Source organism: Paracoccus binzhouensis (assembly GCF_016446475.1).
Classification (GTDB): Bacteria; Pseudomonadota; Alphaproteobacteria; order Rhodobacterales; family Rhodobacteraceae; genus Paracoccus; species Paracoccus binzhouensis.
Genome location: NZ_JAEHFP010000030.1, coordinates 24,681 through 39,251, shown reverse-complemented (window position 1 = coordinate 39,251; position 14,571 = coordinate 24,681). Strand labels below are relative to the sequence as shown.

Annotated in this window: 11 protein-coding genes; 2 read left to right on the top strand and 9 right to left on the bottom strand. The window is 68.3% G+C overall.

The genetic code is table 11. The features are described 5' to 3' along the window. Both I9P22_RS09510 and I9P22_RS09505 read right to left on the bottom strand, forming a co-directional pair. A partial coding sequence (locus I9P22_RS09510) for a thymidine phosphorylase (protein ID WP_199259248.1) occupies positions 1-1,016 on the bottom strand: 1,016 nt, incomplete at its 3' end. Then, complete coding sequence (locus tag I9P22_RS09505; protein ID WP_199259247.1) at positions 1,013-1,408, bottom strand: cytidine deaminase; 396 nt, start codon at positions 1,406-1,408, stop codon at positions 1,013-1,015. The genes I9P22_RS09505 and I9P22_RS09510, both read right to left, overlap by 4 nt. A gap of 174 nt (positions 1,409-1,582) precedes the next feature. Here I9P22_RS09505 and I9P22_RS09500 point away from each other — a divergent pair, with 174 nt between their 5' ends. Together I9P22_RS09500 and I9P22_RS09495 are read left to right on the top strand one after the other, a co-directional pair. Continuing rightward, entirely contained in the window at positions 1,583-3,862 is a 2,280-nt protein-coding gene (locus tag I9P22_RS09500) for an NADP-dependent malic enzyme (RefSeq protein WP_199259246.1), read from the top strand. A gap of 236 nt (positions 3,863-4,098) precedes the next feature. Next, positions 4,099-6,003 (top strand): AMP-binding protein, encoded by a 1,905-nt coding sequence (locus I9P22_RS09495; RefSeq protein WP_199259245.1) that lies wholly within the window; start codon positions 4,099-4,101, stop codon positions 6,001-6,003. Positions 6,004-6,157: 154 nt separating this feature from the next. On the opposite strand, the gene aroA is transcribed toward I9P22_RS09495, so the two are convergent. From aroA to I9P22_RS09460, 7 genes are all read right to left on the bottom strand, one after another. Beyond that, positions 6,158-7,489, bottom strand: a complete 1,332-nt coding sequence (gene aroA, locus I9P22_RS09490; protein ID WP_199259244.1) for a 3-phosphoshikimate 1-carboxyvinyltransferase — start codon at positions 7,487-7,489, stop codon at positions 6,158-6,160. 74 nt (positions 7,490-7,563) lie between these two features. Further along, positions 7,564-8,265 carry a tRNA (guanine(46)-N(7))-methyltransferase TrmB gene (trmB, locus tag I9P22_RS09485; protein WP_199259243.1) on the bottom strand — a complete coding sequence of 234 codons (702 nt, stop codon included), beginning with the start codon at positions 8,263-8,265 and terminating at the stop codon, positions 7,564-7,566. A 48-nt stretch (positions 8,266-8,313) separates the two neighbouring features. Further along, complete coding sequence (locus tag I9P22_RS09480) at positions 8,314-9,990, bottom strand: ribonuclease J (protein ID WP_199259242.1); 1,677 nt, start codon at positions 9,988-9,990, stop codon at positions 8,314-8,316. After that, positions 9,983-10,762, bottom strand: coding sequence for a type III pantothenate kinase (locus I9P22_RS09475; protein ID WP_199259241.1), 780 nt, complete (start codon positions 10,760-10,762; stop codon positions 9,983-9,985). The genes I9P22_RS09480 and I9P22_RS09475 overlap by 8 nt, the downstream gene beginning before the upstream one ends. Before the next feature lie 3 nt (positions 10,763-10,765). Further along, on the bottom strand, positions 10,766-11,524 hold the full coding sequence (locus tag I9P22_RS09470) for a biotin--[acetyl-CoA-carboxylase] ligase (protein ID WP_199259240.1): 759 nt from the start codon (positions 11,522-11,524) through the stop codon (positions 10,766-10,768). Then, entirely contained in the window at positions 11,517-13,019 is a 1,503-nt protein-coding gene (gene nuoN, locus I9P22_RS09465) for an NADH-quinone oxidoreductase subunit NuoN (protein WP_199259239.1), read from the bottom strand. Before nuoN ends, I9P22_RS09470 begins: the two co-directional genes overlap by 8 nt. Positions 13,020-13,028: 9 nt before the next feature. Continuing rightward, on the bottom strand, positions 13,029-14,570 hold the full coding sequence (locus I9P22_RS09460) for an NADH-quinone oxidoreductase subunit M (protein WP_199259238.1): 1,542 nt from the start codon (positions 14,568-14,570) through the stop codon (positions 13,029-13,031). Position 14,571: the final 1 nt, after the last annotated feature.

The window sequence follows — 14,571 nt, the reverse complement described above, 5'->3', positions numbered from 1 at the left end:
ACCACCGGCGCGGCCGGCAGGTGGCGCTCGGGACGGTCGAGCAGGTCGGCCGGCCCGCCTTGCGCCACCACCATGCGGGCGAAGCGCTCGGCCGCCGCGCCGCCTTGCAGCGCCGCCCCGGCCCCGGAAAGCCCGACTAGGCCGAGGCAGGCCGAGGACAGCGCCAGCGACAGCTCGCGCAGCGCGCCCTGCCCCTGGGTCCCGGTCAGCACGGCGATGGCCTCGCGCAGTTCCAGCGCGTTGCCGGCGGCGCGGGCCAGCGGCTGGTCCATGTCGGTCACCAGCGCCCTGACCCGGCAGCCCGCGCCCTGCGCGGTCGAGACCAGGGCCCGCGCCAGGTCCAGCGCCGCCTGCGGGTTGCGCAGAAACGCACCCGAGCCCTGCTTCACGTCCAGCACCAGCGCATCGAGCCCCGCCGCCAGCTTCTTCGACAGGATCGAGGCGGTAATCAGGTCGAGCGAGCCGACCGTCGCGCTTTCGTCGCGAATCGCGTAAAGCCGCGCATCCGCCGGCGCCAGCTCGGCCCCCGCCGCCACGATGGCGCAGCCGGTCGCGGCCACCACGCGGCGGAACTCATCCTCGGAAAGCGCGGTGCGGAAACCGGGGATCGCCTCCAGCTTGTCCAGCGTGCCGCCGGTATGGCCCAGCCCGCGCCCCGAGATCATCGGCACATAGCCGCCGCAGCAGGCGACCAGAGGCGCCAGGACCAGGCTGACCGTATCGCCGATGCCGCCGGTGGAATGCTTGTCCACCACCGGCCCCGGCAGGTTCCAGCGCAGCACGTCGCCGGAATCGCGCATGGCCAGCGTCAGCGCCACCCGGCCCGCCGCGTCCAGGCCGCGCGTCAGCACCGCCATGGCGAAGGCCCCGGCCTGGGCATCGCTGACCCAGCCCTCGGCCAGGCCGCGGGCAATCAGTGCCGCGCCCGCCCGGTCCAGCCCGCGCCCGTCGCGGACCGCGGCGATCACCGGGCGCGGATCCAGGCGCGGATCCAGACGGCGATCGGCAGGCGTCATTCGGTGCCCGACAGATGCGAGATGTCGAAACGCCCGGGCAGCAGCTCGCCGATGGTGGTGGCCAGTTCGGCGCCGCGCACCGTGGCCAGCAGCACCGGAGTATCGGCGCGGCCGAACTCGGCCAGCTTCTGCCGGCAGCCGCCGCAGGGCGGCACCGGGGTCGGGCTGTCGGCGATCACCGCGACCTCGACCAGCTCGGTCTCGCCCGAGGCGACCATCAGGGCGATGGCCCCGGCCTCGGCGCAGGTGCCCTCGGGATAGGCCACGTTCTCGACATTGCAGCCGGCATAGACCCGGCCCGAGGCGCCGCGCACCGCCGCGCCGACCTTGAACTTCGAATAGGGCACATAGGCCCGCTCCCGCACCTCGCGCGCCGCATCCAGAAGCGTCATGCCGGTCCCCCTTTTTCGCCGCCGCCTTGCCGGTTCCAGTTTTGCGCCCGCCCCCGCCTTGATGCAAGACCGGCAGGCCGCCGCCCGCCCCGGCCGGGCCGCGGCGATGCCCCCTGTTCCCCGGCGAAAAAATAGTTTAACGCTGAACCATCTTGAGAGGAGAGGGTTCTGGCCATGGAAGAACGCCGGCAGGACAACGCCAGGCAGGCGGCACTGGATTATCACGAATTCCCGCATCCGGGTAAGCTCGAGGTGCGCGCGACCAAGCCGCTTGCCAACGGCCGCGACCTGAGCCGCGCCTATTCCCCCGGCGTGGCCGAGGCCTGCCTGGAAATCAAGGCCGATCCCGCCACCGCCGCCCGCTATACCGCCCGCGGCAACCTAGTCGCCGTGGTCTCGAACGGCACCGCCGTGCTGGGGCTGGGCAATATCGGCGCCATCGCCTCGAAGCCGGTGATGGAGGGCAAGGCGGTCCTGTTCAAGAAATTCGCCAATATCGACTGTTTCGACATCGAATTGAACCAGCCCGATCCCGAAAAGCTGGCCGAGATCGTCTGCGCGCTGGAGCCGACCTTCGGCGCCATCAACCTGGAAGACATCAAGGCCCCCGACTGCTTCATCGTCGAGAAGCTGTGCCGCGAGCGCATGAACATCCCGGTCTTCCACGACGACCAGCACGGCACCGCCATCGTCGTCGGCGCCGCCGCGACCAACGCCCTGCACATCGCCGGCAAGCGGTTCCAGGACATCAAGGTGGTCTCGACCGGCGGCGGCGCGGCCGGCATCGCCTGCCTGAACATGCTGCTGAAGCTGGGCGTCAAGCGCGAGAACGTCTGGCTCTGCGACATCGCCGGCCTGGTCCATGAGGGCCGGACCGAGGAGATGACGCCGCAAAAGGCCGAATACGCGCAGAAGACCGACCTGCGCACGTTGGACCAGGTGATCGAGGGCGCGGACCTGTTCCTGGGCCTCTCCGGCCCCGGCGTGCTGAAACCCGAGATGGTGGCCCGCATGGCCAAGCGCCCGATCATCTTCGCGCTGGCCAACCCCACGCCCGAGATCCTGCCCGAGGACGCCCGCGCCGTTGCCCCCGACGCGATCATCGCCACCGGCCGCAGCGACTACCCGAACCAGGTCAACAACGTCCTGTGCTTCCCCTTCATCTTCCGCGGCGCGCTGGACGTGGGTGCGACCACGATCAACGACGAGATGCAGCTGGCCTGCATCGAGGGCATCGCCGCGCTGGCCCGCGCCACCACCTCGGCCGAGGCCGCCATGGCCTATCGCGGCGAGACGCTGAGCTTCGGCGCGGACTACCTGATCCCCAAGCCCTTCGACCCGCGGCTGATCGGCGTGGTCTCGACCGCCGTGGCCAAGGCCGCGATGGAAACCGGCGTCGCCACCCGGCCGCTGGAGGACATCGCCGCCTACAAGCGCAAGCTGGACGGCTCGGTCTTCCGCTCGGCGCTGATCATGCGGCCGGTCTTCGAGGCGGCGGCGACCGCCAACCGCCGTATCGTCTTTGCCGAGGGCGAGGATGAGCGAGTGCTGCGCGCCGCCAATGCCATGCTCGAGGAGACCACCGACGCGCCCATCCTGATCGGCCGCCCCGAGGTGATCGAGATGCGCGCCGAGCGCGCCGGCCTGCCGATCCGCCCCGGCCGCGACTTCGAGATCGTGAACCCGGAAAACGACCCGCGCTATCGCGACTACTGGGGCACCTATCACGAGCTGATGGCCCGGCGCGGCGTCACCCCCGAGGTCGCCCGCGCCATCATGCGCACCAACACCACCGCCATCGGCGCCGTCATGGTCCACCGGGGCGAGGCCGACAGCCTGATCTGCGGCACCTTCGGGCAATACAGCTGGCATTTGAACTACATCACCCAGGTGCTGGCCCGCGACGGGCTGCGCCCGCATGGCGCGCTGTCGCTGATGATCCTGGAAGACGGGCCGCTGTTCATCGCCGACACCCAGGTCAACCACTCGCCGACCCCGGAACAGGTGGCCGAGACCGCGATCGGTGCCGCCCGCCATGTCCGCCGCTTCGGCGTGACCCCCAAGCTGGCGCTGTGCAGCCATTCGCAATTCGGCAATCTCGACACCGACTCGGGGCGCAAGATGCGCGCGGCGATGGAGATCATGCAGGCGCGCGGCGTCGATTTCATCTTCGACGGCGAAATGCATGTCGATTCGGCGCTGGATCCGACGATCCGCGAGCGGCTGCTGCCCAATTCCCGCATCGAAGGCGCGGCGAACGTGCTGATCTTCTCGGGCACCGACTCGGCCTCGGGGGTCCGGAACGCGCTGAAGCTCAAGGCGAACGGGCTCGAGGTCGGGCCGATCCTGATGGGCATGGGCAACCGCGCGCATATCGTCACCCCCTCGATCACCACCCGCGGGCTGCTGAACATGAGCGCCATCGCCGGCACCCCGGTCGACCATTACAAGTGAACGGCACCGGCCGCGGTGATTCTGCCGCGGCCCGTTTCCCCGGCGGCCATTTTGCAAACCGCCAGGTATTTTTCAGCCGAACGCAAAGAATATCCGACTTTGCAAAGCGATCGGCATCCCGGCGGCCGGATTCTGCAAAACATTTTGTCGCAGCCCCGGTTGTGGGCGTTAACATTCTTGCGCAACCGCTTTTCGCTCGCCTAACAACCACGGAATAGCTCGGGAGGAGTTGTTTCATGGGATATCGCGACGTTTACGCGGCCTGGCAGGCCGACCCCGAGGGTTTCTGGATGCAGGCCGCCGAGGCGATCGACTGGCAGCGGAAGCCCTCGAAGGCGCTGTTCGACGACAAGGCCCCGCTTTACGAATGGTTCTCGGACGGGCTGGTGAACACCTGCTGGAACGCCGTCGACCGCCATGTCCTGGCCGGTCGCGGCGACCAGGTCGCCATCCAGCATGAAAGCCCGATCACGCTGTCCAGCAAGGGCATCACCTATCGGCAATTGCAGGATCGCGTCGCCTCGCTGGCCGGGGCGCTGCGGATGCGCGGCGTCGAAAAGGGCGACCGGGTCATCATCTACATGCCGATGATCCCCGAGGCGCTGGAGGCGATGCTGGCCTGCGCCCGGCTGGGCGCCATCCATTCCGTGGTCTTCGGCGGCTTCGCCGCGAACGAATTGGCCGTCCGCATCGACGACTGCCGGCCCAAGGCGATCATCGCCGCCTCCTGCGGGCTGGAGCCCAGCCGGGTGGTGCATTACAAGCCGCTGCTCGACGCCGCCATCGACATGGCCGAGCACAAGCCCGAATTCTGCGTGATCTTCCAGCGCGAGCAGGAGGTGGCGAAGCTGGTCGAGGGCCGCGATTTCAACTGGCACGGCTTCCAATACGGGGTGAAGCCCGCCGAATGCGTCCCGGTCGAGGGCAACCACCCGGCCTATATCCTCTACACATCGGGCACCACCGGCCAGCCCAAGGGCGTGCTGCGCCATACCGCCGGGCATCTGGTGGCGCTGCAATGGTCGATGACCAACATCTACAACATCGCAGCCGGCGACCGGTTCTGGGCCGCCTCGGACGTGGGTTGGGTGGTCGGGCATTCCTATATCTGCTACGGGCCCCTGATCGCCGGCGCGACCACCGTGGTCTTCGAGGGCAAGCCGGTCGGCACCCCGCATCCGGGCGTGTTCTGGCGCATCATCCAGAACCACCGCATCAAGAGCTTCTTCACCGCCCCCACCGCATTGCGCGCCATCCGCCGCGAGGATCCGCAGGGGGAATGGATCAAGCGCTACAAGTTGCACGACCTGCAGGCGCTGTTCCTGGCCGGCGAGCGCGCCGATCCCGACACGGTGAAATGGGCGCAGGAGCATCTGGGCGTGCCGGTCGTCGATCACTGGTGGCAGACCGAGACCGGCTGGGCCATCGCCGCCAATCCCATCGGCATCGAGACCCTGCCGACCAAGCTGGGCAGCCCCTCGGTGCCGATGCCCGGCTATGACGTGCAGGTCCTGGACGAGGCCGGGCATCCGGTCCCCGCCGGCACGCTGGGCGCCATCGCCATCAGGCTGCCCTTGCCGCCCGGCACGCTGCCGGGGCTGTGGAATGCGGAAAGCCGCTTCCGCAAGTCCTATCTGGAGCATTTCCCCGGCTATTACGAAACCGGCGATGCCGGCTATATCGACGAGGACGGCTATCTTTATATCATGGCCCGCACCGACGACGTGATCAACGTCGCCGGGCACCGCCTGTCGACCGGCGCCATGGAGGAGGTGCTGGCGTCGCATCCCGACGTGGCGGAATGCGCGGTGATCGGCGTGGCGGACAGCCTGAAGGGCCAGTCTCCGGTCGGGTTCCTGTGTCTGAAGGCCGGGGTGGCGACGCCGCATGACAAGGTGGTGGCGGATGTGGTGCGGCTGGTGCGCGACCGGATCGGCCCGGTCGCGGCCTTCAAGTCGGCCTGCGTGGTCGAGCGGCTGCCCAAGACCCGCTCGGGCAAGATCCTGCGCGCCACCATGGCCAAGATCGCCGACGGCCAGCCGTTCAAGCCGCCGGCGACCATCGACGACCCGGCGATCCTGGACGAGATCCGCGCCGCCCTGGCCGGGATCGGCTATCCCGAGGCCGCCAAGGCAGGCTGACGGCGCGCCCGGCGGCGCGGGCGCAGGGGTATTGGGGAAACGGTGAAGGCCGCAGCGCAAAAGGCGGCGCGGCCTGGTCCGGTTTCGCGGCCGGATTCGGGTATTTGGGGAACGAAGAAGCTGGGGCGCCATCCGTGACGGGCACCCCTTCGCCTTAGTCGATCTGCGCGCCAAGGCCGCGCATCAGCGGCAGGAAATCCGGGAAGGAGGTGGCGATCGGGCCACCATCGTCCACCCTGATCGGCTGCTCGGAAGCGAGGCCGGCGACCAGGAAGGACATGGCGATGCGGTGGTCGAGATGCGTGGCGCAGGTGGCGCCGCCTTTCAGCCCGCCCCTGCCATGGACGGTCATGGTGTCGGGGGTGTCCTCGACCTCGGCGCCATTGGCGCGCAGGCCGACCGCCATGGCGTCGATGCGGTCGCTTTCCTTGACCCGCAATTCGTGGACGCCCTGCATCACGGTCGTGCCCTCGGCAAAGCAGGCGATGACCGAAAGGATGGGGAATTCGTCGATCATGCTGGCGGCGCGTTCGGGCGGCACGGTCACGCCCTGCAGCGGGCCGTGGCGGACGACCAGGTCGGCCACCGGCTCGCCGCCCTCTTCGCGCGGGTTCTCGAAGGCGATGTCGGCGCCCATTTCCAGCAGCGTGACATAGAGCCCGTCGCGGGTCGGGTTGCGGCTGACGCCGGGGACGCGGATTTCCGAGCCGGGCACGATCAGCGCCGCCGCCACCGGGAAGGCGGCGCTGGAGGGATCGCGCGGCACCGCCACCGGCTGCGGCTTCAACTCCGGCCGGCCCTGCAGGGTGATGACATGGCCCTCGTCTGTGGTTTCGGTGCGGATGCTGGCGCCGAAGCCGGCCAGCATGCGCTCGGTATGGTCGCGGGTCGGTTCGGATTCGATCACCACGGTTTCGCCCGGCGCGTTCAGGCCCGCCAGCAGCACCGCCGACTTGATCTGCGCCGAGGCGACCGGGGTCTTGTAGCGCAGCGGCACCGGATCGGCCGCGCCCCTGATGGTGGCCGGCAGGCGCTTGCCCTCGCGCGCCGTGACCTCGGCACCGAACAGTTCCAGCGGGTCGGTGACGCGGCCCATCGGGCGGCGCGACAGGCTGGCATCGCCGGTGAAGGTGGCGGTGATGGGCGTCGTGGCCATGGCGCCCATGATCAGCCGCACGCCGGTGCCGGAATTGCCGCAGTCGATCACGCCCTCGGGCTCGGCGAAGCCACCGACGCCGACGCCGTTGACCTTCCATTCGCCGATCCCCAGCCGCTCGACCCGGGCGCCGAAGGCCTGCATGGCCTTGGCCGTGTCCAGCACGTCCTGGCCTTCCAGCAGGCCGGTGATATGCGTCTCGCCCACCGACAGCGCACCCAGGATCAGCGCGCGGTGGCTGATCGACTTGTCGCCCGGCACCCGGGCCTCGCCCCGCAGGGGGCCCGAGCGGCGGGCGGTCATCGGCAGCGGTTCGGCGGAATGCGACATGAGGGACCCCCTGGTGCGTATCGCGCAAGGTGATAGCGGTCACGGCGGCCGGGCGCAATCGGCCCGGCCGAAATTCACCCCCGCCGGCGGAAGGTGACGTAATGCGGCACCCGGCCCTCGCGCAGGGCTTTCTGCTCGTAGCGGGTGCTGGGCCAGTCGTCCCAGGGCTGCGGCCCCGCATGGAGCAGGTCGAAGCCGGCCTGCGGCACCTCCTCGAGTGTCTGGCGGACGTAATCGGGGATGTCGGTGGCGACGCGGAACTCGGCGCCGGGCCGCATCACCCGGGCAAGCGGGATCAGGTGCTCGGGCGTGACGAAGCGGCGGCGGTGATGGCGCGCCTTGGGCCAGGGGTCGGGATAGTTCAGGAAGGCCTTGCTGATCGAGGCATCGGGCAGCACGTCCATCAGGTCGCGGGCATCGCCGGGATGCACGCTGACATTCTGCACGCCGGCATTGCGGATCTTGCCCAGCAGCATGGCGACGCCGTTGATGAAGGGCTCGCAGCCGATGATGCCGATCTCGGGATAGCGCGCCGCCATGTGGACCATGTGCTCGCCGCCGCCGAAGCCGACCTCCAGCCAGACCGGGCGGGCGTCGCCGAAGATCGCCGCCGGGTCGATGGGCCTTCTCTCGGGGTTCTCGGCGAAGGTGATGCCGCGCGGGCGCAGGCTGCCCAGGTCCTCGGACAGGTAGCCCTTCTGGCTCTGGCGCAGGGTCTTGCCGTGGCGGCGGCCGTAGAAATTGCGGCGCGGAGGGTTCGGGTCGAATTCGCTCATGCCCGCGCCCATGCCCCGGGCGCGGCGCAAGGTCAAGTCATTCCCCGATCATTCCGCCGCCAGGCGCGAGATCACTACCGTCACCTCGGGCTTCTTGCCGATCTCCTCCATGGCGACCTGCCGGGTGATCTTGCGGATCGCCTCCTCCAGCCGGTCGTCGTCCATCACCGTGCGGTCGTCGGCGCGTTCCAGGAACTCGGCCAGCTCGGCCTCGATATTGCGGGCCAGCGGCACGCCGGCGCGGCCCTTCTCGGGCAGGCCCGAGAGCTCCACCCAGGCGTCGGGCAAGGGCGTGTCATCCTCGTCGATGATGACCGAGACCATGGCATGGCCATTCAGCGCCATGCGGATGCGGTCGCGCACGATGCCGTCCATGGCGCCGATCAGCGCCGTGCCGTCCAGATAGAGCCGGCCGGTGTCGATCTGGTCCACAACCCGCGGCGCCTCGCCGGTCAGGTCCAGCATGGTGCCGTTCGTCGCCACCATCGAATGAAGGCCGCGCGCCTCGGCCAGCTTGGCATGTTCGCGCAGGTGCATATGCTCGCCATGCATGGGAATGACGATCTGCGGCTTCAGCAGGTCGTGCACCGCCTCGATATCCGGGCGGTTGGCATGGCCCGAGACGTGATAGACCCCGTCATCGGCATCGTAAAGATCCACGCCCATTTCCGAGAGCGCGTTCATGATGCGGATCACCCCGCGCTCGTTGCCGGGGATGGTGCGCGAGCTGAAGAGGAAGCTGTCGCCTTCCTTCAGCTCGATGCCCAGGTAGCGGCCGCGCGACAGCTGGGCGCTGGCGGCACGGCGTTCGCCCTGGCTGCCGGTGACGATCAGCATGACCTTGTCGCGCGGCAGTTCCGAGGCCTCCTCGGGGCCGATCAGCGGCGGGAAGCTGGTCAGGATGCCGGTCTCCACCGCGACGGTGATCATGCGGCGCATGGCCCGGCCAAGCAGGCAGATCTTGCGCCCGGCGGCGACCCCGGCCTCGGCCAGCGTCTTGAGCCGGGCGATGTTGCTGGCGAAGGTCGTCGCCACCACCAGCTGCCGCTGCGCCATGACGAAATCCAGCAGCGGATTGGCCAGCAGCGCCTCGGACCGGCCGGGATGGGGCGAAAAGACATTGGTGGAATCGCAGGTCAGCACCTTGACCCCCTGCCCTTCATTGGCGATGTCATGCCAGAGGAGCGGGTCGAAGGGCTCGCCCACCACCGGGGTGCCGTCCAGCTTGAAATCGCCGGTATGCACGATCCGCCCCGCCGGCGTGTCGATGATCAGCGCCGAGCTTTCCGGAATCGAATGGCTGACCGGGACGAACTGCACCCGGAACGGGCCCGCCGTCACCGCATCGGGGCGCGGGGCGTGGATATGCAGCTGGTCGACCGGCTGGCCGGCCTCTTCCAGCTTCAGCCGCGCCAGCGCCCCGGTGAAGCGGCGGCAATGCACCGGCTTTTGCAGTTTCGGCCACAGCAGGCCAAGTGCGCCGACGTGATCCTCGTGCCCGTGGGTGATGAAGATGGCGTCGATGCGGTCCCGATTGGCTTCCAGCCAGTCGACATCGGCCATGATCAGGTCGATGCCCGGCGCAGAATCCATGTCGCCGAAGGTCACCCCCAAATCGACGACGATCAGCCGCTCTCGTCCCGGCTGGCCATAGCCGTAGACATAGGCGTTCATGCCGATTTCGCCCGCGCCGCCCAGCGGCAGATAGATCAGGCGCTCAGCCATTGCCCAACTCCTTGTTGTAATCGTGGATCAGGCGCAGGCCATGCATGGTCAGATCGTCCTCGATCGCGTCAAATAAATCAAATCCCTGGTCGAACAGCGGCGCCAGCCCGCCCGTAGCTATAACCTTCATCGGCCGTCCGCGTTCCTCGCGTATCTTGTCCACCACGCCCTGCACCAGGCCGATATAGCCCCAGAAGATGCCGGACTGGATACAGGCCACCGTATTGGTGCCGATCACCTTGGCGGGCATGGTCACATCGACATGCGGCAGGCTGGCCGCGCCCATGTGCAGCGCCTCCAGCGACAGGTTCACCCCCGGCGCGATCACCCCGCCGACATAGGCGCCGTCGGTGTCCACCACGTCGAAGGTGGTGGCGGTGCCGAAATCGACCACGATCAGGTCCGGCCCGTGCCGGTCGAAGGCGCCCACCGTGTTCACCAGCCGGTCCGGGCCGACTACGGTGCCGAAATCGACGCGCGGCGCCACCGGCAGCAGGCAGTCCGGCTTGCCCACCACCAGCGGGCGGGTGTCGAAATAGCGGTTGCAGAGCACGCGCAGGTTGAACACCACCCGCGGCGCGGTCGAGCTGATGATGCAGGCGTCGATGTCCAGTTCCAGTTTCTGCAAAGAGATCAGCGTGGACAGCCAGACGAAATACTCGTCCGCCGTGCGCCGATGGTCGGTCGAGATGCGCCACAAGCCGACGAACCGCTCGCCGTCCCAGACCGAAAAGACCGTGTTGGTGTTGCCGGTGTCGATGCAAAGCAGCATGGCCTAGCCTCCGAAATAGACGTCGGCGGCGGGAATGACCTGCCGCCCGGCCGCCGTGCGCAGGATCAGCGCGCCGCTGTCGTCGATGCCCTCGAAGATGCCGCGGCTTTCCAGCCGTCCGGTGCGGGCGGTGATAGGCTCGCCCAGCTTCGCCGCGCGGGCCAGCCAGGCATTGCGGATCGGCGCGAAGCCATAGGTTTCCAGCTGCGCCTGCCAGCGCGCGAAGGCCGGGGCCAGCAGGTCCAGGAAATCCTCGGGATCGACGGCATGGCCGGTCTCGCCCCGCACCGATACCGGCGGCACCGCGCCGGGCTCGACCGCCGCCGCGTCGGGCGCTGCCGCCAGGTTGACGCCGATGCCGACCGCGACGGCCTGCACGCCCGAACCCGAGCCGGAACTCTCCAGCAGGATGCCGGCCACCTTGCCGCCGTTCAGCAGCACGTCGTTGGGCCATTTGATCGCCAGCCGCACCGAAGGGCCACAGGCATCGGCCAGCGCGTCGTAAAGCGCCAGCGCCGCGACGAAGGACAGCTGCGCCGCGCCCAGCGGCCCGCCCCTGGGCCGCGTCACCAGCGTGCCGGCAAAGTTCCCGGCCGGCATCACCCAGTCCCGGCCGCGACGGCCGCGACCCGCGAACTGGTCGCGGGTCATCACCCAGGCCGGGCCGGAAAGACCGGGCGCCAGCCGCAGCGCCTCGGCATTGGTGCTGTCGGTGCGGGCCAGCACATGGCGGGCCACGCCCGAGGGCCAGGAATCACTCACCTTGGTCGGGCTCGGTGGCCAGGACCGGCTCGGCAGGCTGGTCGGCGGCCAGGGTCGGCGTCACCAGCGTTTCGGCGGCCCGGCCGGCGGCGGCATCGACACCGAACATGTTGATCGCACCGACCAGCATGACCAGCGCCGGGACCATCAGCCCCAGATATTGCACCGCGCCCATGCGCGAGGTGACGCCCTCGCTCTCGCCGCCGAAATACAGGTAGTAGACGATGCGCAGGTAGTAGAAGGCGCCGATGACCGAGGCGATGACGCCCAGCACCGCCAGCCAGCCCAGCCCGGCATCGACGGCCGCGGTCAGCACGCCGAACTTGGCGAAGAAGCCCAGCGTCGGCGGCACGCCCGCCAGGCTGAACAGCAGCACCAGCATGGCCAGCCCCTTGACCGGCTCGTTCCAGGCGAAGCGGTTCAGCGAGGCCAGGTCGGTGACCGGCACGCCGTCGCGCTCCATCGACAGGATGAAGGCGAAGGTGCCGACGTTCATCACCGCGTAGATGGTCATGTAGAGCAGCATGGACTGCACGCCGAGCGCGGTGCCCGCCGCCAGGCCGACCAGCGCGAAGCCCATATGCGCGATCGAGGAATAGGCCATCAGCCGCTTGATGTTGCTCTGCCCGATCCCGGCGATCGAGCCCAGGAACATCGACATGACCGCCAGCGCGGCGACGATCTGGCTCCAGTCGCCGATGACATGGCCGAAGGCGTCGAAGACCAGCCGCGCGATCAGCGCCATGGCCGCGACCTTGGGCGCGGTGGCGAAGAAGGCGGTCACCGGCGTGGGCGAGCCCTCGTAGACGTCCGGCGTCCACATGTGGAAGGGCACGGCCGAGACCTTGAAGGCCAGGCCGACCAGCATGAACACCAGGCCGAACAGCACGCCCAGCGACAGGTGCCCGCCCTCGATCACGGTGATGATGCCCGAGAAGTTCGTGGTGCCGGCAAAGCCGTAGACCAGCGAGGCGCCATAGAGCAGCAGGCCCGAGGAAAGCGAGCCCAGCACGAAATATTTCAGCCCCGCCTCGGACGAGCGCACCGAGTCGCGGCGCATGGCGGCGACGACGTAAAGCGCCAGCGACTGCAGCTCCAGCCCCATGTAGAGCGTCAGCAGGTCGCCGGCCGAGACCATGAACATCATGCCCAGCACCGCCAGCGCGACGAGGATCGGGAACTCGAACCGCAGCATGTTGCGGCGCTGCAGGTAATCGGCGCTCATCGCCAGGACGGCGGCGGCGGCGACCAGCGTCACCACCTTGGCGAAGCGCGAGAAGCCGTCGTCAATGAACATGTCGTGGAAGGCGGCCTGATCGGCACGGTTGCCAAGGCCGACCATGGCGGCGACGACCAGGAAGGCCAGGACCGTGACCCAGAGCAGCGTCCGCGCCAGCTTGTCCTTGCCCAGGTAGGCCCCCGCCATCAGCGCGGCCAAAGCGTAAGCGGCCAGCACCACCTCGGGCAGAATGGTCGAGAAGTCGAGCGAGGTCATGTCTGTCCCCTAGTGGCTGGCTTGGGCCGTGGCGACGGGCGCCGCCGGCTGGCTCTGGTTGTAGTCATTGAGCAGGCTTTCCACCGCCGGCCCGGTCACGTCGGTGACCAGCCGCGGATAGACGCCCAGGATCAGCGTCATGGCGATCAGCGGCACGAAGATCCAGCGCTCGCGCGGGGTCATGTCGGTGATCGACTTCAGGCTTTCCTTGATCAGCTGGCCGAAGGTCACCCGGCGATACAGCCAGAGCGCATAGGCGGCCGAGAAGATCACCCCGGTCGCCGCCACCAGCGCCACCCAGGTATTGGCGCGGAAGGTGCCGAGCAGGGTCAGGAACTCGCCCACGAAGCCCGATGTGCCGGGCAGGCCCACATTGGCCATGGTGAAGAACATGAACACCGCCGCATAGGCCGGCATCCGGTTCACCAGCCCGCCATAGGCGTCGATCTCGCGCGTGTGCATGCGGTCGTAGATCACGCCCACGCACAGGAACAGCGCGCCCGAGATGAAGCCGTGCGACAGCATCTGGAAGATGGCCCCGTCGACGCCGACCTGGTTCACCGCGAAGATGCCCATGGTCACGTAGCCCATATGGGCGACCGAGGAATAGGCGATGACCTTCTTCATGTCCGACTGCGCCAGCGCCACCAGCGAGGTGTAGACGATAGCGATGGCCGAGAGCCAGAAGACATAGGGCTGGGCCACGCCGCTGGCGACCGGGAACATCGGCAGCGAGAAGCGCAGGAAGCCGTAGCCGCCCATCTTCAAGAGCACCGCCGCCAGCAGGACCGAGCCCGCGGTCGGCGCCTGCACGTGCGCGTCGGGCAGCCAGGTATGGACCGGCCACATCGGCATCTTGACCGCGAAGCTGGCGAAGAAAGCCAGGAACAGCAGCATCTGCGTGCCGCCGACCACGGTGACGCCCAGCAGGCGATAGGTCTCGGACGGGAAGTCGAAGGTCAGAAGCGTAGGGATGTCGGTGGTGCCCGCCATGCGATACATGGCGATCATCGCGACCAGCATCAGCACCGAGCCGAGGAAGGTGTAGAGGAAGAACTTGAAGGACGCATAGATGCGGTCCTTGCCGCCCCAGATGCCGATGATCAGGAACATCGGGATCAGCCCGGCCTCGAAGAACAGGTAGAACAGCACCAGGTCCAGCGCGATGAAGACGCCGATCATCAGCCCTTCCAGCACCAGGAAGGCGATCATGTATTCCTTGACCTTGGTTTCGACCTGCCAGGTCGAGAGGATGGTCAGCGGCATCATGAAGGTGGTCAGCAGCACGAACAGCACCGAGATCCCGTCCACGCCCATCTTGTAGCGCAGGCCCATGATCCAGGCGTGATCCTCGACGAACTGGAAGCCGGTATTGGCCGGGTCGAAGCGGAACAGCACGAAGAGCGAGATCACGAAGGTCGCCGTCGTGGTCAGCAGCGCCAGCCACTTGGCGTTGCGCGCCGCGGCCTCGTCCTGGCCGCGCAGGAACAGCGCCATGATGATGGCGGCGACGATCGGCAGGAAGGTGATGATGGAAAGTAGGTTCGTCATG